General features: G+C 54.4%; 16 protein-coding genes. 9 read left to right on the top strand and 7 right to left on the bottom strand.

The window, feature by feature from the left end:
- Positions 1-5: 5 nt before the first annotated feature.
- Both J2Z18_RS16420 and J2Z18_RS16415 read right to left on the bottom strand, forming a co-directional pair.
- Entirely contained in the window at positions 6-1,196 is a 1,191-nt protein-coding gene (locus J2Z18_RS16420; RefSeq protein WP_007127616.1) for a glycine C-acetyltransferase, read from the bottom strand.
- Positions 1,197-1,442: 246 nt separating this feature from the next.
- Positions 1,443-2,345 carry a LysR family transcriptional regulator gene (locus J2Z18_RS16415; protein ID WP_007127615.1) on the bottom strand — a complete coding sequence of 301 codons (903 nt, stop codon included), beginning with the start codon at positions 2,343-2,345 and terminating at the stop codon, positions 1,443-1,445.
- Positions 2,346-2,614: 269 nt separating this feature from the next.
- Here J2Z18_RS16415 and J2Z18_RS16410 point away from each other — a divergent pair, with 269 nt between their 5' ends.
- Positions 2,615-4,162, top strand: coding sequence for a methyl-accepting chemotaxis protein (locus J2Z18_RS16410; RefSeq protein ID WP_210095033.1), 1,548 nt, complete (start codon positions 2,615-2,617; stop codon positions 4,160-4,162).
- Positions 4,163-4,270: 108 nt separating this feature from the next.
- On the opposite strand, the gene J2Z18_RS16405 is transcribed toward J2Z18_RS16410, so the two are convergent.
- Positions 4,271-5,353 (bottom strand): sensor histidine kinase, encoded by a 1,083-nt coding sequence (locus tag J2Z18_RS16405; RefSeq protein ID WP_028406076.1) that lies wholly within the window; start codon positions 5,351-5,353, stop codon positions 4,271-4,273.
- Entirely contained in the window at positions 5,350-6,036 is a 687-nt protein-coding gene (locus J2Z18_RS16400; RefSeq protein ID WP_028406075.1) for a response regulator transcription factor, read from the bottom strand. Before J2Z18_RS16400 ends, J2Z18_RS16405 begins: the two co-directional genes overlap by 4 nt.
- A 156-nt stretch (positions 6,037-6,192) precedes the next feature.
- Between J2Z18_RS16400 and J2Z18_RS16395 the strand changes: the two genes are divergently transcribed.
- A complete protein-coding gene (locus J2Z18_RS16395; protein ID WP_028406074.1) occupies positions 6,193-8,307 on the top strand; it encodes a multicopper oxidase family protein in 2,115 nt (704 codons plus the stop codon).
- An 88-nt stretch (positions 8,308-8,395) separates the two neighbouring features.
- On the opposite strand, the gene J2Z18_RS16390 is transcribed toward J2Z18_RS16395, so the two are convergent.
- Together J2Z18_RS16390 and uvrA are read right to left on the bottom strand one after the other, a co-directional pair.
- Entirely contained in the window at positions 8,396-10,177 is a 1,782-nt protein-coding gene (locus tag J2Z18_RS16390) for an ABC transporter ATP-binding protein (RefSeq protein ID WP_210095032.1), read from the bottom strand.
- A gap of 21 nt (positions 10,178-10,198) precedes the next feature.
- The gene (gene uvrA, locus J2Z18_RS16385; RefSeq protein WP_144867520.1) at positions 10,199-12,700 is read right to left on the bottom strand and encodes an excinuclease ABC subunit UvrA; all 2,502 of its coding nucleotides are present in this window, start codon (positions 12,698-12,700) and stop codon (positions 10,199-10,201) included.
- Between the two features lie 572 nt (positions 12,701-13,272).
- On the opposite strand from uvrA, the gene J2Z18_RS16380 reads away from it, so the two are divergent.
- On the top strand, positions 13,273-13,974 hold the full coding sequence (locus J2Z18_RS16380; RefSeq protein WP_028406071.1) for a MerR family transcriptional regulator: 702 nt from the start codon (positions 13,273-13,275) through the stop codon (positions 13,972-13,974).
- Between the two features lie 133 nt (positions 13,975-14,107).
- On the opposite strand, the gene J2Z18_RS16375 is transcribed toward J2Z18_RS16380, so the two are convergent.
- Positions 14,108-15,025 (bottom strand): NADP-dependent oxidoreductase, encoded by a 918-nt coding sequence (locus J2Z18_RS16375; RefSeq protein ID WP_028406070.1) that lies wholly within the window; start codon positions 15,023-15,025, stop codon positions 14,108-14,110.
- Between the two features lie 128 nt (positions 15,026-15,153).
- On the opposite strand from J2Z18_RS16375, the gene J2Z18_RS16370 reads away from it, so the two are divergent.
- From J2Z18_RS16370 to J2Z18_RS16345, 6 genes are all read left to right on the top strand, one after another.
- Positions 15,154-16,047 carry a LysR family transcriptional regulator gene (locus J2Z18_RS16370; RefSeq protein ID WP_028406069.1) on the top strand — a complete coding sequence of 298 codons (894 nt, stop codon included), beginning with the start codon at positions 15,154-15,156 and terminating at the stop codon, positions 16,045-16,047.
- Positions 16,048-16,342: 295 nt separating this feature from the next.
- Entirely contained in the window at positions 16,343-16,933 is a 591-nt protein-coding gene (locus tag J2Z18_RS16365) for a TetR/AcrR family transcriptional regulator (RefSeq protein ID WP_007127605.1), read from the top strand.
- A gap of 233 nt (positions 16,934-17,166) precedes the next feature.
- On the top strand, positions 17,167-17,718 hold the full coding sequence (locus J2Z18_RS16360; RefSeq protein ID WP_210095031.1) for an HXXEE domain-containing protein: 552 nt from the start codon (positions 17,167-17,169) through the stop codon (positions 17,716-17,718).
- Between the two features lie 367 nt (positions 17,719-18,085).
- Positions 18,086-18,538, top strand: coding sequence for a MarR family winged helix-turn-helix transcriptional regulator (locus tag J2Z18_RS16355; RefSeq protein WP_007127603.1), 453 nt, complete (start codon positions 18,086-18,088; stop codon positions 18,536-18,538).
- Positions 18,535-21,705: an MMPL family transporter gene (locus tag J2Z18_RS16350; RefSeq protein ID WP_210095030.1), complete on the top strand. Its 3,171-nt coding sequence runs from the start codon at positions 18,535-18,537 to the stop codon at positions 21,703-21,705. Before J2Z18_RS16355 ends, J2Z18_RS16350 begins: the two co-directional genes overlap by 4 nt.
- Positions 21,706-21,970: 265 nt before the next feature.
- Positions 21,971-25,138 (top strand): hybrid sensor histidine kinase/response regulator, encoded by a 3,168-nt coding sequence (locus J2Z18_RS16345; protein WP_210095029.1) that lies wholly within the window; start codon positions 21,971-21,973, stop codon positions 25,136-25,138.
- Positions 25,139-25,202 lie beyond the last annotated feature (64 nt).

Here is a 25,202-nt window from a genome sequence, read left to right as displayed (position 1 = left end):
CCTTCTTAGATCAGACCAAGCTCGCGTCCGATGGATTCGTATGCCGCAAGCGCGCGGTCCAGCATTTCCTTCGTATGGATCGCGGTAGGCATGTTGCGTACTCTCCCCGTCCCTTTCGGCACCGTCGGGAACACGATCGCTTTGGCGTACACTCCCTCTTCGTAGAGACGGGTGCTGAACTTCTGAGTCGTCGATTCGTCCCCGATGATGCAAGGCGTAATCGGGGTTTCCGTAGCGCCGGTCGAGTAGCCGAGCTGCCGGAGCCCTTCCTGCAAATAGCGGGTATTTTCCCATAGCTTCGATTGAAGCTCCTTGCTGTTCTGAAGGATATCTATCGCCGTAATGCACGCTGCAACTGCACCTGGAGGCAGTGCGGTCGAGAAGAGGAACGGCCGGCTGCGGACCTTGAGCCAGTCGATCAAATCCCTGGATCCCGCGACGTAACCGCCGACCACGCCGACAGCCTTGGACAGCGTTCCGATCTGCAGATCAACCCGGTCCGACAACCCGAAATGCTTCACCGTCCCCGCTCCGTCCCCGAGCACGCCGGAGCCATGGGCATCGTCAACATAAGTAATGAGATCATAGGCCTCCGCGATTTCCACGATTTCCGGCAGCTTGGCGATATCGCCGTCCATGGAAAATACGCCGTCGGTAATAACCATAATTTTATTGTATTGCCCGGATTCTCTCGCCTCGCGGGCTTTTGTCCGCAAATCATCCATATCCGAGTGGTTGTAGCGAATCACCTTCGCTTTCGTCAGACGGCAGCCGTCGATGATCGAAGCATGGTTCAGCTCATCCGAGAGAATGGCATCCCCGGCTCCCATCACAGCCGAAATGGCCGCCATATTGCAGTTGAACCCGGATTGGTACGACAGCACGGCTTCCGTTCCTTTGAACTGGGCCAGCTTCTCTTCAAGCTCCACGTGAAGCGACAGCGTCCCGTTAATGCTGCGCACGGCGCCGCTTCCTGTTCCAAACTCCCGGGTTGCCCGGATTGCCGCTTCCTTCAGCCGCTCGTCATTGGCAAGGCCCAAATAATTGTTGGAGGACAAATTCACGAATTCGCGTCCTTGAATCTTGATGACCGGACCGTTCGGACTTTCGAGCGGCTGGATCGTATTATAGAGCCCCTGCTCCTTGAGTTCGGTTAAATTCTGCTGCAAGAAAGCGCTTAACGAGTGACTTGCCATATAAATTCCCTCCTAAATGGATGATGAATCTGAAACGATCCTATCAATTACAACTTCATTGTATGCAAAACCTCACATATATGCAATATCTCGCACAAATATATGTTATATTAGACTACGAAATAAAAAATCCCCCGTGCCATGATCAAAAAAGACAAAGCGTCTTTCCTATCATTACCCCGGAGGATGCTTTCAGATATATTATGGATTCGAGATCAGCTATGACAGCCCTGTGCGAAAGCCCGGTCAATCGGCAATCGCCGCATGCAGAGCCTCCACATAGGCCGTGGCCAGCTTGGAGAGCGCGATATTTTTATGATGAATCCAGCCGACGTTGATCGTCTCATCGCACGCCAGAGGAACGGGAATGATCTCGTTGCCGTTCAAATCCGCGCTGAGCACGCCCGTGGAAATCGTATAGCCGTTCAGGCCGATCAGCAGATTGAACAAAGTTGCACGGTCGTTGACCCGGATGCTTTTTTTATGCGACAACGTGCTCAGAATCTCCTCGGAGAAATGGAAGGAGTTGTATTCCCCCTGCTCGAAGGACAGGTACGGATAATGCTGCAGCTCTTCGATCGTGACGATGGACTGCTTGGCAAGCGGGTTATGGACGCTGATAAAAATATGCGGCTTCGCTGTGAACAGGCTGTTAAACTCTAAACCGGCGTCCTTCAGCAGCTTGTTGATGACCTTGGCATTAAATTCATTAAGGTACAGGATTCCGATCTCGCTGCGGAAGGTCTTCACATCCTGAATGATTTCATAAGTCTTCGTCTCACGGAGCGCAAGCTCGTACTCCTCCTGTCCGTACTCCTGAACCAAATGGACGAAGGCATTCACGGCAAAAGCATAATGCTGCGTCGACACCGAGAAATGCTGCGGTGACGGCTTGGCGTTCAGGTACCTTCCCTCCAGCAGCTCCGCCTGCTCGACGACCTGCCGGGCATATCCTAGGAACTCGGCCCCTTCCTTGGACAGGATGATTCCTTTGTTCGTCCGTTCGAAAATGGTTATCCCAAGCTCCTCCTCCAGGTCCTTGATCGCATTGGACAGACTGGGCTGAGAGATAAACAAACGCTTGGCCGCCTCATTCATCGAGCCCCGGCCCGCAACCTCTATCACATACTTCAATTGCTGCAATGTCACCCTAGATCTCCCCCTTCTAACACCGGACTTTAACGCTGATCTTTTACATGTTCACGAAGGACCAATGGCATAAAATTTTATTTTTTGAGCCATGCGGCCGATAACATAATTACAAGAAATCTTTAAAATTTAAGCTGTATATTTTAAGTCCAGAATTCTTGATCTGAAGAAAAGCACTTCCTCTGCGCCATTGTACTTATCCCAAGCACAGGTATACGCAGAACCTACTATTGCACCCTGCCAAATGAAAAGGAGTCCGATCCCTGCCCATGATGAACCGTAAGAACAAACTTATGAATGCCGTATCGCTAGCTATTATCGGAATTACCGCTATTGTACATCTTCTAGCCCGCAGGTTCCATGTGTTCGACCAAAACATGCACGCCCAGGAGATGCTCTCCTCTGCCCAAATGGAAGGCCAATTCGGAGCCATCCTGAACGTGCTGCTTGTTTTGCCTGCACTGCTGCTGGCGGTTACGCTCGTCATTTACAGCCGCAAGCCGGACCACCCGAGTATTCCCTATATGCATACCTTAGTCCTAACCCTTGGCAGCATCTCGATCATTGCCGGCGCAGGGGGGCATGTCGAATTTCACTTTTCCATCTTCATGGTGATCGCGGCCCTCTCTTACTATAAAAATATAAAGCTCATCTTCTGCATGACCGGCATATTTGCCGCGCAGCATATTCTCGGGTTTCTTCTTATTCCGGAGCTTGTGTTTGGAACGACGAGCTATTCCTTGACGATGCTGATCATTCATGCGGTATTTCTCATTCTTACCTCGGCTGCAACCAGCTGGCAAATTCACAGCACTCTGCGGATCGAAGCATCCTTGAGAGAGGCGCAGCATCAGCAGCGTGCAGCGATGATGAATGACATCACGTCTAAGCTGGCCGACTCCACCCGCCAATTGAAGGAGACCGCTGAGCGGCTGGCCGGGCAATCCAGGCAAAGCACCGGACTAAGTCAACATCTGGGGAAGATCATCGAGGACATTGCTCATGGAACGAGGGAACAGATGGCTGCGATGGAGCAAAACCGTGCCATCATTCTCGAAATTGGCGGAAGCATCCGCCATGCGGCAGCATCGGCGTCGGAAGCCGCCGGGGCCTCCGAGGAATCCGCGCGACAGGCGGAATTCGGCAGTCATATCATCGGCAATATTTTATCCGAAATCAAGAATACCGGTCACTCGGTCGACCAAAGCCGGAATACGTTGATGGTGCTGAACCGGCACGTCTCCCGAATCGGTGATATTCTCGAGGTAGTCCGAGGCATTGCAAGCCAAACCCATCTCCTGGCATTAAACGCGTCGATTGAGTCGGCAAGAGCCGGGGAAGCTGGCAGGGGATTTGCCGTCGTTGCCGGCGAAGTACGTAAGCTCGCCGAGCAATCCTCGGCCTCTGTCGGCGAAATCACCGAACTGATTGACAGCATACATAGGGAAACCGCCGATCTGCTCGGCAGCATCGGCCAAGTCCACGACAATATGAGCTCGGGAGTACAGGTCGTCGATCAGGCGAGGGCCTCGTTTGATGTCATCCACCATGCCGTGAAACAGTCTTCCGACCAGATGAAGGAAATATCCGCCGCGACGCAGCAGTTGTCCGCCGGCTCCGACCGGATGAATCATTCGATTCAAGAAATGACCCGTTTTACGAACGATACGGCCGCCCACGCTCACGACATCGTCGAAGCTTTCCAAGAGCACGCCGCATCCATCCGGCAGGTGTCGGATGCCGCGGATCTTATGGCAGCGCTGGTCACGGACTTGAACGGCATCATGGACCAGTTGGCGAAAGAGGCGACCGATTAAATGCCTCATTCGCCTGCCAAGGCTTTGAACGCTTTCAGTACATAAAAGAAGAGACCGCTTCGTGGTCTGCAGCCCATCTATTCCCGTGTTGTAGGTGGGCTGTTTTTTTCATCCTAATGGAAGTTTTACCGTAAACTCGGAGCCGACCCCCACTTCGCTCCGTACCTGGATGCTTCCCCCATGGACTGAAACGATCTGATGTGCAATCGACAGTCCGAGCCCTGAGCCACCGGCGATTCTTCCTCTTCCGGCATCGGCGCGATAGAACCGGTCGAACAAATGCGGAATCGCTCCCTCCGGAATTCCGGATCCGGTATCGGTGATCGAAATCGAGACGCAATCATGAATGATCTGCATGCAGACCGTAATCTTCCCGCCTTCCCGCGTATGTCTTAGCGCATTCGTCAATAAATTCAGAAACACCTGCTTTATCCGTATAGGATCCAGACATACCGTCGGCATATCTTCGTTACAAGATACGGCCAGACTAACCCCATATTCATCCGCTTCCGGCTGCACCAGCTCAATCAGCTCCTCCATAAGCATAGGCAAGTTCGTTGGTTCTTTGTTTAATATAAGCTCTCCGGCTTCCGCCGTATTCAGCAACTGCAGTTCATCCACTAGCCTGATCAGCCGCAGCACTTCATCATGCACGGAGAGCAGCGCTTCCGGCTTAACGGTCCCTTGAGACTGCTGAATCAGCTCGAGCTTGGATTGAATGATCGCCAGCGGCGTCCTAAGCTCATGCGCTACATCCTCAACAAGGCGCTTTCGATTATCCATCAAGTCGCGGAGCTGGGTCGTCATCGAATTAAATGCCTCGCCGACCTGACCGTATTCATCGGCCCGTTCAATCGGGACTTCGGTGGCAAGCTCACCGCCCGCTACCCGGCGCATGACGCGTATCAGCTTGTTCAAGGGATTCATGATTAGCCCAGAAAGCCAGTAGCCGAGGATCAATGCCGCTCCCGCAATAAACAAAGTCATGTTGAAGGCCTTGATCTTCATCTCTGCGAGGATATACTGGCTTACCCCCTCCAAAGAGATCATTCCTTCATTGCTTCCACCGCCATCCGTGTAATATCGGGCGAATAGGCTACCCAGGTAACCTTGCGTCGTCCCGATATAGGCCGCACTGACAAGGACTACCAGGACGCCCATCGCCAAAAAGATTTTGCCCCGCACACTCATCCTTCTTCACCGAACCTGTATCCGAATCCGTACACCGTCTGAATATATTTCATCCGCTCCGGATCATTCTCCAGCTTTTTCCGAAGCTTGCTGATATGGGAGTCCAGCGTGCGTTCATAATTCATGAAATCATCGTCCATGGCGGCTTTTATTAACTGCAGCCGGCTGAAAACGACGCCTGGTCTTGAAGCCAGTGTCAGCAAAATTTTAAACTCGGTCGGGGTCAGGGGAATGAGTGCGCCGTTTCTTGTAACCTGGCACTTGGTCAAGGAAATACGAAGATCTCCCCGCTCAAGGTCGGCCGGTTCGTCGTTTCTCGGATCGATTCTCCGAAGCAATGAACGGATCCGGGAGGCAAGCTCCCGCAAACTAAAGGGCTTGGTCATATAATCATCCGCCCCCAGCTCCAGGCCGATAATTTTATCCGTTTCCTCCGTTTTGGCCGTTACCATAATAATGCCGCAAGAGCTGACCTGTCGTAACTCCCTGCAAACGTCAATGCCGCTCTTACCCGGAAGCATCCAGTCAAGGACTACGATCGCGGGCCGTTCCCTGCGTGCGGCTTCCACCGCGTCAAGACCATTGGTAACTGCGTATACGAGGAAGCCTTCGGCCTCTAAATATTGCTTCATCGACTCGAGCATCGCCTTTTCATCCTCTACTATCATAAGTTTCGTTTCCATAAGCATAATTTCTCCTCATTCGTTTGTAGCCATTATAACCCGGATATGGCCATAAAAAGTGCTCTTACACATAATCAAAAGATCGTTTCCACAAGTTCTACACAATCGGACGGTAAACTGGTTACATCAATGAAAAGGCGAAGGAGAATTGAACTTATGAGAACTTGGATTATGATTGAATACGGAATCACAATCGCTCTTGTGCCGCTCTGGTGGCTGGTCTATTCCCGAGCTCGACATGTGCTTGACCATAACACTTCGGAATCGTTCCATACCCATCTGCGCAGCCTGCGATTCCGGTTATGGCCGGCCGTCTGCTTGACCACGGTCAAGCTAGCCGCAACGATTCGGATGTGGATGACCGACTGGTCCTTCGTCGAAGACAAGGTGCTGATCCAGTGGCCGCTGTACCTATGCGGCATGTTCGCCATTTTCATGTTCTCGCTTCCGGAACTCTATCGGCGCGAACAGCTCGCCTTCTCTTCCACGAAGGGGAGAGCGGGAGGGCTATCTAATCCCATCATATTCCTGCCGTTTTCGGCAGCATTTACCGCATCCGCAGCTTCCGCGATCCAAATGCTGTTCTTCGCGCAATCCCCGCTACGATTCGGGACGTTATATGGGGTTTGGGCAGGGTTTGGTCTTGCGGTTGCTTTCCAAGCCTTCACTTATCGAAGGCACCTGAATCGTCAAGCCGCAGGCGGAAAGTTAGCCAGGCAAGAAAACTCAGGGAAACGGTTCCTCCGCATGGTCCAAAAGGGCTTGGTGCTTCTTGTTGTCGTCTCGACGATCGTTGCATCCGGCCTGCTATCATCCAGACTTCCGGATCGGATGAGCATGATGGATCACGGTAGCCAAAGCTCCCATGGAGGCCACGCCAATGCAAGCCACAATCTTGCAGGTCTCGATCATGCAGACTCGCCTGTGTCTGCGGCTGTAATGAGCCCGGAAGCCGTCAGCGTCGAGGACCTGAGAGGTCCGCAAGATGCGCCGCCGGACCGCTCTTTTACAATATCAGCGTCAAAGCTGATAACAACGCTTCCCACCGGAGAACATACGGAACTCTGGACCTTCAATCAAACCGTCCCGGGACCAGAGCTTCGAGTAAAGGAAGGTGACCTGGTCGAAGTCGTATTGCACAACGTTGATATCGAGGATGGCGTCACCATCCACTGGCATGGCCTGAATGTCCCGAACGGCGAAGACGGCGTAGCGGGGCTGACGCAAGATGCTGTGATGCCGGGAGAACGGTTCGTTTACCGTTTCATTACCAATCAGACGGGAACTTACTGGTATCATTCGCATCAACAATCCTCGGTTCAAGTTGCCAAAGGACTCTACGGCACGCTGATCATCGAACCGAAGGAAGGTATCGCGGAGGATGTCGATATGACCGTCATGTCCCACTCTCACGGGACGAGCAACGGCAGCACGATTACGCTGGGTCCCACTGGCGTGCTGTCGCGCCGGATCATTGAACCGGGTACGGCCGTCCGTATCCGGCTCATTAACGCCCATAACATGCCGCGTATTTTTTACGTATCGGGGGCGCGGTATCGAGTAGCCGCCATAGACGGGGTCAATCTGAACGGACCGGAATGGATGGAAGACCGGCCGCTTCTGCTTGCCGCCGGCGGAAGGTATGATCTCGCCTTGGTCATGCCGGAGCATGCCGTTTCGGTGTCGCACAGCCTGGGTACGATCAACGAAACCAGCGAGGCCGTTGTCCTCTCGGCCACGGATCACGACATGCCGGCTCCCGGGGTTGAGGGAACGATCTTTGACCCTGCACACTATGGCGCTCCGGCGCCGGTTCCCTTTGATTCCGACACGAAATATGACAAGGCGTTTACGCTGGTACTGGACAATCGGGTTGGATTTTATAACGGAACCATGACCAATTTACAGACGATCAATGGGTATGTCTTTCCGGATACGCCCTCGCTGATGGTAAGTGAAGGCGATGTCGTCAAAATGAAATTCGTCAATCGCGGATTCATGGATCACCCGATGCATCTGCACGGCCATCACCTATTGGTGCTGAGCCGGTACGGCATACCGGTTCAGGGCAGTCCGTGGTGGACCGATTCCTTGAACGTAGCCCCAGGCGAAGTGTATGAAGCCGCTTTTGTTGCGGATAATCCCGGACTCTGGATGGATCATTGCCACAACCTGGAACACGCCGCGGCAGGGATGTCCATGCACCTCATGTACGAGGGAGTCTACACTCCATTTGAAATCGGCCGGTCTACGGTCAATATCCCTGAATGATGTGTGACAAAGTACGCGGAGGCAGTGAAAAACCCTTCCGGGAGCAGTGCCTAAAGGCTTGCTCTTGGAAGGGTCATTTCAGCGTTCTCTATTGTTCTCCCGTCTGAAACTGCTTCTTGGCCCATTCCGCATACGACGGATGGCTGTCAAGCAGCTCCTCGTGGGTTCCGCTGCCGGTAACCCTGCCGTGCTCCAGCACGATGATCTGATCAGCCGCGACTACGGTGGACAGCCGGTGGGCGATCACAACCGTTGTCCTCTCGATCATCAGGTTGCCAAGCGCCTTCTGCACCTCATGCTCAGAGTCGCTGTCCAGACTTGCGGTCGCCTCGTCGAGCAGCAAAATATCCGGTTGCCGGAGCAACGCTCTCGCGATCGCCACGCGCTGCCGCTGCCCGCCGGACAGCTGAATCCCCCGCTCGCCGACCTCCGTCTCGTATCCCCGCGGAAGCGACTCGATGAAACCTTGGGCATAAGCAAGCCTTGCCGCTTCCGCTACCTCTTCATCCGTCACCGGCTCCTCGCGCCCGTACACGATGTTATCCCGGATGGACCCGGTCATGAGCGGGCTGTCTTGGGATACGTAACCGATCTTGCGCCGCCAGGAGTCCAGTGAGTAGTCCCGGATCGATTCCGAGCCGAAGACGATATCTCCGCCGCTTGGCGCATAGAAGCGCTCGATCAGCGAGAATATCGTCGTCTTCCCGCTCCCGCTCGGCCCGACAAGGGCCGTAACCTTTTTGGCAGGAATGGAAAAGGTCACCTCGGACAGGATCGTCTCGCCTTCATGGTAGGCAAACGTCACATCCTCAAAGCGCAAGTCGCGGTGCCCCTCGGGTGCCGGGCGAACGGCACGGTCGTCCCCTTCCGACCGGTATTCCAGAATCAGCCGCAGCCGTTCCGTAGCGGCCATCACCTTTTGCAGTTGAGAATAGAATGTCGCAAACTGGCTGAAAGGAAACATGATCTGGAACAGCAGCAGGATGAACGACACCAGCTCTCCGGCGCTAAGCGCGCCGGAAGAGACGCGAACGCCGCCGTAGCCGATAATGACCACGAGCAGCACAACCATCACCATGGACATCAGGGGAACAAGCACCGCGTTGATTTTGGCTTCCTTCATGCCGAAGCGGTACAGGCTGTCCATATCGCCGAAGCCGCTTTTCTCTTCCTTCCGTTCCGCATTGGACGCCTTGACGAGGCGGATCTCGCTGATGACCTGGGTCAGCATCGCGGAAAGCTGGGCAAGCTGCCCGTACATGCTGATGGAGATTTTGTACATTTTTCCGCCGATGGGCATCAGGATGCCGAAACCTACGGGCACGGCCACCAGGATGATCAGCGTCATCTGCCAATCCAGATAGAAGAGAATGGCCACCGCGCCGATCACCGTCAGCAGATTGGAGCAGAAGGCGATAAGGTGATCGGTGATCAACGTCTTGATCTCGTTCGTATCATTCGTTACCCGGCTCATGGTTTCGGCCGAGCGGTGACGGTCAAAGAACGGGACCGGCAGCGACAGCACCTTGGTCCAGAGCCGTTTGCGGATTTTATTGACCATCTGGTTGCCGACGTATGCCAGCATGTAGTAGGACAGTCCGCTGGCTACAGCTTCAAGCAGGAAGAGCGCAGCCAGCGACGCGACCATGCGCAAATCGAACGAATCCGTCGAGAAGCTGTCAATGAATCGGCCGGTGATGAGCGGGACGACCAGTCCCGTCACCGCCCCGACCAGGCTCAGCAGGATCGCTGCCGCAAGCACCAGCCTCGGCATGCCTGCAGCCTGCAGCAGTCCGGTAAAATACCGGACGGTGGTCCTCGTTACTTTGCCTTTCTCTTCCGCAGCGTTTTGTTCTGTTCCGATTCCCATGTCAGATTCCTCCTCCCAAGGTTAAGACAGATACGTTTCCTTGATAAACCGGCCGGTATGCGAGGCTTCGACTGCCGCAACCTCCTCCGGCGTGCCGCTGGCTACCACGTCTCCGCCGGCTGCCCCGCCGCCCGGCCCGATATCGAGAATCCAGTCGGAGTTCCAAATCAGATCGAGATTATGCTCCACGAGTATCACGGTATTTCCCGCATCGACCAGACGGTTCAGCAGGACCAGCAGCTGCTTCACATCCCCCGGATGAAGACCGGTAGACGGCTCGTCGAGCAGGTACAGCGTATGATTTTTCGTTTTCTTGCTGAGCTCCTTCGCCAGCTTGATCCGCTGTCCTTCTCCGCCCGAGAGGGTGCGAACCGACTGCCCCCACTTCAGGTAACCAAGGCCCACGTCGCAGAGCAGCCTGGTCAAATCCATGATTTTCGGCTGGTCTTCCAGAACGGACAAGCTTTCCTCCACCGTCATATCCAGCAGATCGGAGATGGAGAAGCCGTTGTATGTCACGCGGAGCACCTCTTCCTTGAAGCGTTTCCCCTTGCAATCCGGGCAGCGAACCTCGATCTCCGGCAGAAAATGCATGTGCAGCGGGACGACGCCCAAGCCCTGGCATGTCTCGCATCGGCCGCCCTGGGTGTTGAAGGAGAAGTGCTTGGCCGTCAACTTGTTCCGTTTGGCTTCCGGCAGCCCGGCGAACCAGTTCCGAATATGGGTGTACACATCGGTATATGTGGCCACGTTCGAGCGCTGCATGCGGGATACCGGAGATTGATCGACGGTGATCAGCTGGCCAACCGCCTCCCACCCTGTTATTTCTTTACATCCCGGCGGCGTCTTCCGCTCGCTTCCCGATTCGGCCAAAAGATCGAACAGCAGCGTGGATTTGCCCGAGCCCGATACGCCCGTTACGGAGATCAGCGTGCCGAGCGGGAAGGAGGCCGTAATATGCTTCAGGTTTCTCAGATGCGCGTCATGGATCGTCAGCATGCTTCCGTTGCCGCGTCTGCGCCGCGGCGGCTTCTGTGCATCGTTCTCGCGGAAATACGCTCCGGTCACGGAGGCCGGCTGTTCCATCAACTGCGCCAGCGTTCCCTGTCCGACAACGGTTCCGCCCATCGCTCCCGCACCAGGTCCAATATCGATAATATGGTCGGCAGCCCGCATCACGTCCTCGTCATGCTCGATCACGAGCACCGTATTGCCCAGATCCCGCAGCTGCTTCAGCACCTGAATCAAGCCGCGGGTATCCTTCGGATGCAGTCCGGTGGTCGGCTCATCCAGAATATACAGCACGCCCGTGAGACCCGAGCCGAGAATGGATGCGAGCCGAAGCCTCTGCGCCTCGCCCCCCGACATCGTGATGACCTGCCGGTCCATCGTCATATAGCCGAGACCGACATCGATGATGCGCTTCAAGCGGACAATCGAATCATGAATGAGCGGCTCAACAATGAACAGCTGGTCGCTGCTCAGCTTCTTCATGAGCGCTTCCATCCAATGGAGGGCCTCGCCGATGGACCAGGCGTTCACTTCCGTGATCGGCGTTCCGTCGACCAGTACGCGTCTGCTGTTCGCCTTCAGCTTCGTGCCTAGGCAATCCGGACAGACGGATTCATGGAATAATGCGGCCTCGCCGGATTCGCTTCCTTTCTCCCGGTACCTTCGCCATATGCCGGTCACGACGCCTTCGAACTTCCCCTGTCCGACCGACTTCGGCGGCTTAACGTCCGGGAAATGGCGGCTGAACGCCTCGCTCTCCACGCCGTAATAGAGGAGGTCCCGCTGGGCTTCGCTGTAATCCCGGAGCGGCAAATGCTCGTCAAACGTGAAGCCGTAGTGCTTCGCCGCGGCCTTCAGAATGTTCGTGTTGTAATCGATAAGCACGCTGTACCAGATGGTGACCGCGCCATCGCGCAGGCTGAGCTCCGGTCGGAACACCGCTTCCAGGTTTAAATCCACGGTGTGACCGAGCCCGCTGCAGGTGCCGCATGCACCTTCCGGCTTGTTAAAGGAAAAATGGGACATCGTCAGCTTCTCCATGGCATGTCCGCATCGCCTGCAGTGAACCGTCTCATAGGAGTCTGTGGCCTCGTCGTCCTCCGAAGCGCCGTGGTACGACTCGCCTTCGACATTCGGCACGACGGTATCGCCGCAGGACGGGCATTTCCGCTCACCCAGCTTGGCATACAGAATCCGCAGCAGCGTGTAGATGTCTGTCACCGTTCCGATCGTGGAGCGCGGGTTCCGGTTCGTGATGTGCTGGCCTACGCTGATGGAAGGCGAGAGCCCTTCGATCGCGTCCACCTTCGGCTTGCTTACCGAATCCGACACCATGCCCATGGATTCCATGTATTGCCGCTGACATTCACGTTGAAGCGTGTCCATCGCCAGCGTCGACTTGCCTGAGCCGGATGGGCCGGTTACGACGACCAGCTGGTATTTCGGAACTTCCAGGGAGATGTTTTTCAGATTGTTTTCTCTTGCGCCGCGAATTTTGATGGATCCGTTCATGATAACCTCCTAAAAGTTTTGTGGAGCATATGCTTCGAAGGAGTTACATCGCAACAAAACTCGCTTCGAAAGCATTTGCTCAGTTTTGTGGAGCATATGCTTCGAAGGAGTTACATCGCAACAAAACTCGCTTCGGGAGCGTCCGCTCAGTTTTGTGGAGCAAATGCTTCGGAAGGAGATAAATCACAACAAAACTCGCTTCGGAAGCGTCCGCTCAGTTTTGTGGAGCATATGCTTCGGAAGGAGTTACGTCGAAACAAAACTCGCTTCGGAAGCACCAGCGCCGATTACATCCCCATATTACAACATTGATGCAAGTACAAAATTTCAGGATTCCGATCTTTGGCGCATCGCGATTTTTTGAGCTCAATCCCGTCATGGTGCTTTAAGGTTTAGTGATAATGTTGAGCGACTGCGTTTCTGCAAAAATATCCCGCTAGCCTTTTAACTTGCTGTTCATCATCCGGTGATCGAAATGGTATACAAGGATCCGCTTCATTCCCGTGGTCCGTCATGGTACAATCCACCCAGAAACGTAATTGTACGAGCCCATCCGGAGGAGGTAGAAAACCATGGGAATCCGGCCGATCGAGATCGCCAGAAAGCTGGGCATCAGCACAAGCGCGCTTCGGCACTATGAGAGCTGGGGCATCGTTCCGCCGACTGAACGCACTGCAAGCGGCTACCGGATCTACACCGAGGAGCATGCGGCATACTTTGAATGCATCCGGGCCATGTTTCCGGGCTTCGGCGTCGATGTTACGAAGAAAGTGATGAAAAAGCTGCAGGAGAAGGAGCTTGATGAAGCGCTATGGATCATCAATGAAGTGCAGGCCCGGCTCCATCGCGACAAAACCCTTGCCGAACGAACGATCCGCATTCTGGAGACGGAGCAATTGGATGATGCCGATTCCCATGGCCGCAAGGATAAGATGACCATCGGCGAGGTCGCCGCCGAAACCGGCGTTGAAGCCACGGCAATCCGGCATTGGGAGAAGGAAGGGGTCATAACGCTGCCGCGCGATGAAGAGAATGGCTATCGGACGTTCAACCGGGCGCTGGTCCGACAAATCCTGATCATCCGCATTCTCCGTTCGGCCAATTATCCGCTTGAGGTCATTAAGGATGTGCTGCAAGAGCTCCAGCACCACCAGGTCCATAATGCAAGAAGGCTGTTTAAAGAGACGCTTGTCTATTTAAATCACCTGAATCACCATCAAATCCGCGGCGTCCATTATGTGTACCGCCTGTGTGAGGTGCTGAAGCTGATATAATCAAGGCCGCAGGCCATCCAACGTAATAAAGGAGATGTCCGCAAGATCAAATGATCTTATGGAACATCTCCTTTTGTTCGAATCCAAGGCAGCTCCCGCCAAGCGTCAGCCTGCTAACAGGCTCTTAAGGCGGCTAGTCGATGACCAGTACGGTCTTGCCGCGGGCATGTCCCGTTTCCACCAGCCGGTGCGCCTTCGCAGCTTCGCTGAGCGGGAACGCATGCGAAATGTGAATCTGAAGCATTCCCTGCTCATATAAACGAACCAGCCCATTTAACCGGGATTGGGATCTTTGACTGCGAATCGCCAGAACGCCAAGCTCAGGCACCGCTTCAAACGAGGCGATCGTGCCGACCCGGCTCCTGTCGTTTACCAGCTCTACCGATGCCCGCAAAGCCTCCTCGCCCGCCGCATCCAAAGCTGCATCCACCCCCTCGGGAGCGATCTCCCTCACTCGATCAACCAGACCCGGACCATAGAGGACCGGAACCGCGCCAAGCGAGCGCAGATAATCATGGTTCCGCTCGCTTGCCGTTCCGATGACCTGCTTGGCTCCAAGGGCCAAGGCGATCTGGACGGCAAAGGTCCCTACCCCGCCGGCAGCCGCATGAATCAATACGGTGTCGCCGGCCCCTACCCGCAGCTGCTCCAGGGCCGTATGGGCTGTTTGCCCGGAGGCGCTCAGGACGCCGGCTTCCTCCCAGCTCATGGATTCAGGCTTTCGCACGATCTGATCCGTACTGACGACGACATACTCCGCATAACAGGCTAGGAGCGACCATCCGAGCACGGCGTCCCCCGGCGAGAAGCCGGCTACCCCCTCCCCGACCTGATCGATCGTGCCGGCAAACTCATTTCCTACGATTTGAGGCTGTTTCAAGGTTAACGGCGGAGGCGTCCATCCGGTGCCCCGCACCGCGCAGTCGGCAGGCTGCACGCCCGCACTCCTGACTTTTACCCGCACCTCGCCCGGTCCTGCCTGCGGATCCTCGAAGTTCATGATGCGAAGGACCTCCGGCGGCCCGATCGAAGAAAAAGCTGCTGCTTTCATGGATCTCATCCCCTTTTATCGATTGATCTTCCTCTCGACTTCATTCTATAATCACCAATAGATAATAAAAAATATAAAATAATCCATGTATATATATACTGAAGTATATAAGGAAGGCAGGAGATACGATGGAGCTGCTGCAGCTGAAGTATTTTGTCACGGTCGCCAGGCTTGAGCATATGACCAAAGCCGCCCAGGAGCTTCGCATTGCGCAGCCTGCCCTGAGCAAGACGATTTCCCGGTTGGAGGAGGATCTCGGCACCCCCTTGTTCGAACGGCAGGGACGGCATATCCGGTTGAATGCCTACGGCAAAGCGTTTTTGGCCAGAGCCAGGGCGGCGCTTCAATTGCTGGAGGAAGGACGAAGGGAGGTTGCCGATCTGGCGGGGCTGGAGCGCGGCCGCATTCATTTGGCTTTATCGAACATGGAGCAGCTTCGCGAGCCGCTGCGACTGTTCCTGGAAGAGCATCCCGAGATCAATTTCCACATCGTTCAATCCTCTATGGAAGACATGGAGCAGACAATCGAGTACAGCGAGGTCGATTTCTTCCTCACATCCATGCCGATCAAGCATCCGGATATCGACCACCTTCCCCTGCTCGACGAAGAAGTATTTCTGGCGGTCCCTCCGGCCCACCGGCTGGCTTCAAGAGCCTCCGTCCATTTAAGCGAGGCCGCGCAGGAGCCCTTTGTCGGTTATAAGGAAGGGCATCCCTATCAAAAAATGAACAACGAGTTTTGCAGCCAGGCCGGTTTCATCCCGAACGTCGTATGCGAGGTCGAGGATCCCCGCACGATTGCCGAACTCGTGCGCAGCGGATTCGGCGTAGCGCTCATCGGCGAATGCAAGAGCGGCGAGGAATTGAAGCTGGTCAAGCTGCGCATCGAGCAGCCCGAAGCCCGCCGCACCTTCCGCATCGCCTGGCTGCGGTCCCGATATTTATCCCAAGCCGCACGATCTTTTCGCGATTTTTTGGAGAAGTATTATCGGCTGCAGGGAATCGAATTGACCCCGTCATGAAGCCGCGCTTATCGCGCGGTTTTCCTATTATGTAAAGATGTATCCACCAGAACCGTACTCGAAGAATCCGATCGACCCTACGCGGTCCTTTCCAAGCCCTATTGACAACGAGTGAGTGAAAAAATAATATTGAGTAAACACTCAATTTCCGCTTTCAGGTCGATATTCGCCTGACGCTTGGACCCGTATACCGATATCATAATGATGAATGTCCCGCTCTTTTTCGAATCGGCATCCCTTCAAAACGAAGTTCATATCAGGACCGAAATTCCAACCACAAAGGCGGTATTTACTTATGCCAACCAGCAAAGCGAATGCAAAAAAAGAACGGATTCTTCAATCAGCTTTAAGCCTGTTCTCCAGACAGGGATACCATGCCACAACGACCAAGGAAATCGCTGCCGAGAGCGGGGTAGCCGAAGGCTTGATATTTTATCATTTCGGTGATAAACGGAAGCTGCTGCTTGATATCGTTCGCAACTTTTCCTTTATTCCGCAAGTAGAAGCAGATGCGGATGCGCTGGCTGAGCTGTCGACGGAAGAGGCGTTGGTCCGCTATGGCTTGAAGTATCTCGAGTTTCTGAAATTGAATCAGGAATATATCATGCTCATCTGGTCCCCGGAGTTAGTTAACGATGCCGAGGTATCGGCTGAAGTTGCCAGCCTGATCGACGGATTCGGTACGGCGGGCAGGAATATGTTGAAACGCCAGGGAGCATCCGGGCCTCCTCAGGAATTTACCGTCCAAGTCGCCATGATGACGGTCACCTCTTCCATTCTCGTTTACTTCATGCTCCATTCCCGTTTCGGCGAGGAGTTTATGCCGCTTGGTGGCGAGGCGTATGTCCGGGAGCTTGTCCGTTTGCTGATGCACGGATGGAGTTAGGAAACATCCGACGGGATCGGTAATGCATACCAATATGTTTATATTGTCATAATGGTTAATCCTTGTAAGGCCCTTTTTTAAGCAGGCTGCTGTCCTGGCGTATTGCATAAGATGATTTCCTGCTGATTGCTTAAGCAATTTTCGCTAAAGCATCAGCTAATTTTATACTCATAATTTGAGTGTCTACTCAACTTTTTGTTCTGTTGAAGGACCTTTGAAGGGAGAGAATTGTGATGATGGTGGATTGGAACTCGGAAATGCTGTTATGGCTGCTGCCAGTCGTATTCTTCCTGCACGATGGCGAGGAAATCGCAAGCATGGAGCACTGGATTAGGAGGAACAAAGACAGCCTATGGCTCTCCAAAGTATCGTCCATCCCGATAAGGTGGGATAAAAATCTGACGCTTTCTTTTACATTTGCCGTACTGGTGCTCGGCTTCGTGCTCACCTCCGTAACCTGGCATGCCGCTGTTCGTTATGACACGGTCGGCAGCATGCCGTTTCTATACGCCGGATTCGTTGCGGTGTTCCTCCTGGACGGAATAAAGCATGTAGGGGCTACCGTCCTGCTGCGGAAATACACTCCCGGTGTGATTACCGCTGCTCTTCTTGAAATTCCCTTTGGAGCTTACGCTCTATACAATCTGATCCACCAGAAAATGATCGATCTCGGAGCCCTTGCCCTTGGCTTGGCCATCGCAATGCCGGTCACGCTGTTTCTCGTATGGTTGGGTCTGACCATCGGCATGCGACTCGCCCCGGTCCGTAACGTGCCTTTTGAATAATTCGCTTCCTTTCAGCTTGATTCTCTAATTATTACATCGTCTCCACGAATGTTTTGATTGGTGTCCGTGCGAGATCTCGGAGGGAGCCTCCTCGCATCCGAAAAGGCGTATCCCGGTAGTCCCGGGCTTCATATAAGCCAAGCGATCGATCATATCGTAAAAGGATGGCTTCAAGCGGATTTTAAGCGCCGCAAGAAAAGCCGGCTTGGTGGACATGCGAATAAATCTCCCCGCCCCCTCATGGCCATTCCCCGGTCATCAGCCTCAATAAGCAAGCTGTTTGACTTTTGCCCCCAGCTGCCATATAGTTCAATAATGAAACTATTTCACACACGAACTATATGGCTCGGGAAAGGAGGGCTATCGGTTGAATGACAAAGCGAAGCAGTGGATCGACCGGTATTTGGATGTTTACCAGTTGGTTACCCGGCGCATTAGTGCCGAAATGCGGGAACATCTTGGCGAGGATCTGACGAACGACCAATTCCAGGTCGTGCGCTTGATCAACAGCATGCCCCAGTGCACCTCTTCGCAGTTGGCCGACACGCTGGCCGTAGGCAAAAGCTCGATCACTGCCATCGTCAACCGACTCGTTGACGCCGGGATCCTATACCGGACCCGCGACGAAGCGGACCGGCGGCAGGTCTACCTGGCGTTAACCGACTATGGTACATCCATTTTCGAATCGGCCCAGGAGCAAGTACGGAATATCATTTCCCCGTACCTAAAGCATTTCGAAGAAAAAGATATCGAAATGTTTATCTCGATGTTCGAGAAGCTGGGTCAATTGATGCAGGAATCAGGAGGGAGAAAAAATTGAAAGCCATACTAAAAGCAAGATGGCTCATTATTGTCCTGTGGCTTGCTGCTGCCGTCTCACTATTCTTGACGGCACCGTCGATGGCGGATCTCGTCCGCGAGAAGGGTCAGCTGTCCGTTCCTGACGGCTACACGTCGTCGAGAGCTGCCGAAATTCTTAAGGAAGCATCGGGAGGCGAGGGCGGAGAAACCTTACATCAGGTTGCCCTAGTCTTTCATAATCCCGATGGCTTGAGCGAAGCCGATAAGGAGAGCATTAAGCAGGGGATTCAGAGCCTGAACGACCGAAAGGAAAGCCTGAATATCGACTCCATCAATGAGCCGTTCACCCAGAAGGAGCTTGAAGATACGCTGATTGCCAAGGACGGCAAAACGATCATGACGGCGTTGCAGGTCAGCGGAGGCCAAGAGGCCGTCAAGGCGCTGCCTGAGCAAGTCGATCAGATCCTTGAAGGCGTTAGCGCGGAGCATTATCTGACGAGTGAAGGACTCATTAATGAAGATACGATCGTCAGCTCGGAAGAAGGGCTCAAGAAAACGGAATATATTACGGTCATCTTTATTCTTCTTATCCTCTTCATCGTATTCCGTTCTTTTGTCGCCCCATTCGTTCCGCTGCTCACCGTCGGTCTCAGCTACATCGTGTCCCAATCGGTGGTCTCGTTCCTCGTCGACCGGTTCGACTTCCCGATCTCAACATTTACGCAGATCTTCATGGTTGCCGTCATGTTCGGCATCGGGACCGACTACTGCATCCTGCTGATCAGCCGCTTCAAGGAGGAGCTGACAGCCTCGGATGATACGAAGTCGGCAATCATCGAAACGTACCGGAAAGCGGGCGGCACCGTCTTTTATTCCGGTTTGGCCGTATTCGTCGGCTTTATAGCGATCGGCCTGTCGAAATTCATCTTGTACAAATCCGCGGTTGCTGTCGCCGTCGGCATCGCCGTCATGCTGCTTGCTCTCATAACCGTCGTCCCGTTCTTTATGGCGGTGCTCGGCAAGAAGCTGTTCTGGCCTTCCCGCGGGAAGCTGGAGCACAGCGAGAACAAGCTGTGGGGAGCGGCCGGATCCTTCTCGCTTAAAAGGCCTTGGGCCCCCCTGCTTGTCGTGGCTGTTATCGTGGCTCCGTTTCTCGTGACATACAGCGGCAAGCTGTCCTTCAACAGTTTGGAGGAGATCGGTCCGAGCTATGAGTCCGTCAAAGGCTTCAACATTATTTCCGACAGCTTTGGTCCCGGACAATCGCTGCCTTCCACCATTGTCATTAAGAATGATGACGAGATGGATACGGCCGAATATATGGGACTCGCGGAGAAGATCAGCCGGGAAGTGGAAAAGGTCGAAGGCGTATCCAGCATTCGCAGCCTCTCCCGCCCGACCGGCGAGCAAATACATGACTTCCTCATTCCGACTCAAGTGAAAACGCTGAATGAGGGCCTTACGGAAACGAATGACGGGCTGGCACAAATTCAGAGCGGTTTATCCGAGGCAGGCAAGCAGCTGAGCGAAAATGCGCCCAAGCTGAATGAAGCCGCTGCCGGCGCAAAGGAATTAACGAAAGGAACGGCCGAGCTGAAGGCCGGCATGACTGAGCTTGCAACAGGCCTCAAAGCCATTGAGCAAGGGATCAAAAGCGGATCCGCCGGAGCCGGCGAAATCGAGTCCGGGCTTACGCAAGCGGCGCAAAGCGCGAAAGAGCTTGCGAACGCGCATGCCAAGCTGCTTGAGGGCTACAAGCAGCTGGATACCGGACTTGCGGCGCTAAACGGCGGCGTAAGCGGAATTCAGGAGCAGCTTGGAAGCGTAGCGGCTGCACTGAAGGGGCTTGAAGCCTCCTTCTCGGGTCTTGAGAACAGTCATCCTGAAATCCTCCAGGACATGAACTACCAGACGATTAAGGGGACCGTGACCCAGACAGCTGCCGGCACTGCCGAGCTGGCGGCAGGACTCGGACAGATTTCCGAGCAGATGAAGGGTGCGGCCGCCGGTCTATCGGAAGCCAACAAGGGCTACACCAAAGCGGCCGCCGGGCAGACCGCCCTCGCAGACGGGCTTCAAAAGCTGGCGGCAGGCATCGGTGAGCTCAAGTCCGGACTTTCGCAGGCCGCGGACGGCCAGGGACGCATCGTGAGCCAGATCCCATCCATTACAGGCGGGCTCGAGCAGCTGCAGGGCGGCCAGCAACAGCTGGCGGACGGCTTCGGTGATCTCACCGGACAGCTTGGCGAGCTGACGGAAGGCCTGAACTCCAGCGCGGACGGGTTGAAGCAGATTACCGACGGTTTAAGTTCGGCCCAAGACTACCTGCAGCAGATCCAGGATCTCCAGGACGATGAGCTCAGCGGGTTCTTCATTCCGCAGGAAGCGCTGGAGAACGACGAGATGCAGACGGTGTTCGATACGTACTTATCCGATAACCGCAAGGTCATGACCCTCGATGTCGTGCTGTCGACAAACCCGTACAGCGAGGAAGCGCTGGGAAGCGTCGAGCAGATTGAGGCGGCCGTTGCCCGCGCGGTGAAGGATACGAAGCTGGAAAACGCCGAGGTCGCCATCAGCGGCATTACGAGCACGAACCATGACCTGCAGAGCATCTCGGACGAGGACTATACCCGTACGGTTATTCTGATGCTCAGCGGAATCTTTATTATTCTCGTCGTGCTGCTGCGTTCCATCGTGATGCCGATTTATCTCATTATCTCCCTCGTTATTACGTACTTTACTTCGGTTGGAGTAACCGAGATGATCTTCGTGCACGGACTGGGTTACTCCGGCATTACCTGGGCGACGCCATTCTTCAGCTTTGTTATGCTGATCGCGCTTGGCGTCGATTACAGCATCTTCCTGATGGCGCGCTTTAACGAGAACAAGAGCTGGGATGTCAAGGATGCCATCCTTCACGCCATGCGGAATATGGGCACGGTCATCTTGTCCGCAGTCGTCATTCTCGGCGGAACGTTCGCCGCGATGTATCCGTCGGGCGTCCTGTCCATGATGCAGATCGCCACCGTCGTGCTGGTCGGACTCGTGCTGTACGCCCTCGTATTTCTTCCGTTCTTCGTGCCGGTCATGGTACGCATCTTCGGCCGGGCCAACTGGTGGCCTTTCACGCCGAAAGAACGGAGCTCAGAGAGCAGCCAGCCCGGTCAACACGTAGGCATGTAAGCTGCCCCCGGATTTGCTTGCGCCTGAGCGCAAGGTCCACCTTTTGAATCATACCGGCGCTTTTCGAAAGCTTTGTGCTTTTACGAAAAGCCGCCGGTTTTTTTATGAACAGATGCCCCACAAGCTTGCCCTCTTCTCGATTCATCGCATTTCCAAATCCGTTTTCCATTGGCTTGGGCCGCGTGCTCAAATAGGAAATGTCTGTACGGCTGATGTAATTTTGCGTATATTTGAAAGTAAGACTTCTTAAAAAGGAACGTGAACGGTGACAACCCTACGCGCAAAGAACCATGAACGTTTTCGTTTTACCAAATTTATCCACCGTGTTGCGGCATTCGTTGTTTTTCTGAGCATGCTCCTCGGAATCCGCTGGCTTTGGCTTGAAGCCTACGCCCCTCCTGCAGATCAACCGAAAGCCTCTGATGGGGTGCTCGATCTGAGAGGCTGGGATCTCTTGGGCTCCAAGCCCATCAATTTGGACGGAGAATGGGCGTTCTACCCGGACACCTTGGCAAATGAACAGGAGCTGAAGACGTCTGAGACGTCATCCTTCGTGCATGTACCTGGAGACTGGAATAAAGGCCGGGCGCATGAAGTGAAATCATCATTCGGAAACGGGACGTACCGGCTTCGCATCTTGCTGGATCGTCCGCTTGCGGCCCCACTCTCGTTCTGGGTTCAGGAGATTCAATCCGCGACCACCGTGGACATCAACGGCGAAACGGTAGCTTCTATGGGAAGGACAGGAGAGACTGGCCAAGCTTCCTATCAGCCGAACCGCACCTCTTTCGTTGTCGATTATGTTCCCGACCGGGAGGCTCGGGAGCTTGATCTGGTTATCCGGGTCGCAAACTATGAGCATCCTTACATGGGCGGAATCTCAAAGCCGATCAAGCTGGGATCGCACCAGGCGATCCAGGATGAGTACGGCGTCTCCGTCGATCTCCAGCAAATTACGTTTGTCGTCCTGATGCTGCACGGATTGTACGCCTGCATTTTATACTTATTCAATCCGCGGGAACGGTCTCTGCTCGACTTTTTCCTGCTGCTTGTATCGGCAGCTTTGAGTGTCGTCACATCGCACGACAGCCTCTTGATGAAGTGGGTCCCTTTAAATTATGAATGGGAGCTTAAAGTAACCTTCCTCTCCTATTCGTGGCTCTCCTATTTCATTTGGAAGCTGAGCCGCAGCTTTACCGCCCGAAAACGGAACTTGTGGTTTAACGCCTTCAGCGGGCTTTTGATCCTCTATACGATCGTGGTCTTTGCCGCTCCGGGGCCTTGGGTTCACGGGATGGTGGAATACCGGGTATTTGCCTTCTTTTACTTGTTGCCGGTCCTGCTCTCGGTCTACGTATTTACGCGAATGGTCCTTGACAGCCGGGATGATGCGATATTCCTCCTGCTATCAGCCAGCGGCGTGATGGCGAGTGTCATATGGGGGGCGATCAGTAATTATTGGGAGCTGCCGTCCGTATATTATCCGGTGGATGTGCTCGCGGCCCTAATCGGTTTTTCAGCCTATTGGTTTAAGCGATACTTCCGCAACATTCATCAAATCAGCAAACTTAACGATAAACTGAAGCTCGCGGACCGAATGAAGGACCGCTTTCTGGCCAACACGTCCCACGAGCTGCGCACGCCGCTGCACGGTATCATGAATATTGCCATAAGTCTCGCCGAACGGGAAAAGGAAACCCTCAGCAAGCAGAGCAGCGAAGACTTGAACCTTCTGATCACGGTCAGCCGCCGCATGTCGCATTTATTAAATGACCTGCTGGATGCCGTGCGTCTTCAAGAGAAGCAGATTCAGCTGCAGCCGACCCAGGTATCCCTGGTTTCCGTCGTTAATGGGGTATTCGATATTGTAAAATTTATGACGGAAAGCACGGCCGTTCGACTCCAGATGAAGATCCCGGACTCCCTTCCAGCCGTCAAGGCGGATGAAAAGCGGCTGGTTCAAATTTTGCTCAATTTGATCCACAACGCCATCAAGTACACGGAGAAAGGAACCATTACCGTCTCTGCCGCTGCAGATAGCAGAAAAATGACCATCACGGTCTCGGATACGGGCATCGGGATGGACGCTGAAACGATAAGGCGCATTTTTCTTCCGTACGAGCAGGGCAATCAAGGGTTGAATGACGCGAAGGGGATCGGCCTTGGGCTCAGCATCAGCAAGGAGCTCGTTGAGCTTCACGGCGGCGAGCTGTCTGTCAAATCGGTAGAAGGAAGCGGGACGACGTTTGCCTTCACACTTCCGCTTGCGGACACGAGAACAGAGAGCACGTCACCGCAGCAGGTTCCCGTACCTGCCGTAGGCACAGCTGCCTACGAAGAGCTCGCGGCCAGCTGGGACCTCGCCAAAGGCGATTCTCCTATTCAGGTACCGACGGGTTCCTTGGCCCAAAGTCATCCCGTCAGCATCCTGGCCGTGGATGACGATCCTGTTAACCTGCGGATCCTTGCCGGCATACTATCAGCGGAGCCGTACAACCTGAAATTCGTAGCCTCGGCTGCCGAAGCGCTGGAGCTTCTCGGCTCGCAGCCATGGGATCTCCTCATTGCGGACGTCATGATGCCGGAGATGTCAGGCTACGAGCTTACGCGCAACGTAAGGGAACGCTTTAACGCATCGGAGCTGCCCGTTCTGCTGCTGACGGCGCGGAGCGAATCAGCCGATGTGTATGCCGGCTTCCAGTCCGGCGCAAATGATTATGTGACGAAGCCCGTGGACCCGGTGGAATTAAGATACCGTATCCATTCGCTGATTACGTTGAAGCATTCCGTGGATGATCGCTTGCGAATGGAAGCTGCCTATATGCAGGCGCAGATTCACCCGCATTTCTTATTCAACACCTTGAATTCGATCATGGCGCTTAGCGACTTGGACGTCGATCGCATGCGGAGCCTTGGCGAGGCATTCAGCTCCTATCTGCAGATCAGCTTCCACTATCGGAATCAGGATCGACTGGTTCCGCTCCAGCAGGAGCTTGAGCTTATCCAGGCCTATTTATACGTCGAGAAGGAGCGATACGGAGAACGTTTGAACGTGGTATGGGACGTGGACCGGGATATTCGTGTCCTCATCCCGCCACTGGCCATTCAGCCGCTTGTGGAGAACGCGGTACGGCACGGTATTATAACAAGGGCCGGAGGCGGTACGATAACGATCAAAATCGCTAGGCAGGAGGAAACCATTGCCGTTGAAGTGACGGATAACGGCCTCGGTATGGAGCCTGACCGCGTCGCCCAGCTCCTGCAAGCTCCTGATCAGAGAAAAGGCGGCATCGGTCTCTATAATACGAATCGGCGGCTGCTGCAAACCTTCGGCTCCGGTCTCGTGATCAAGAGCACCCGGAATCAAGGCACGACGGTTTCATTTACAATTCCGTCGGATTCGCAGCCGAGCGAGGATTTTTCCGATTTTTAGGAACGAGGAGTCAGCCAGCGGACTCTTGCTTGGTTGCCATAAAGCAAAAGTCTGGTAGACGGTA

This window comes from Paenibacillus lactis (assembly GCF_017873605.1).
Lineage (GTDB): Bacteria > Bacillota > Bacilli > Paenibacillales > Paenibacillaceae > Paenibacillus_AQ > Paenibacillus_AQ lactis.
Note: the sequence above shows the minus strand (reverse complement) of the source record. Positions and strands in the feature narration are given on the sequence as shown.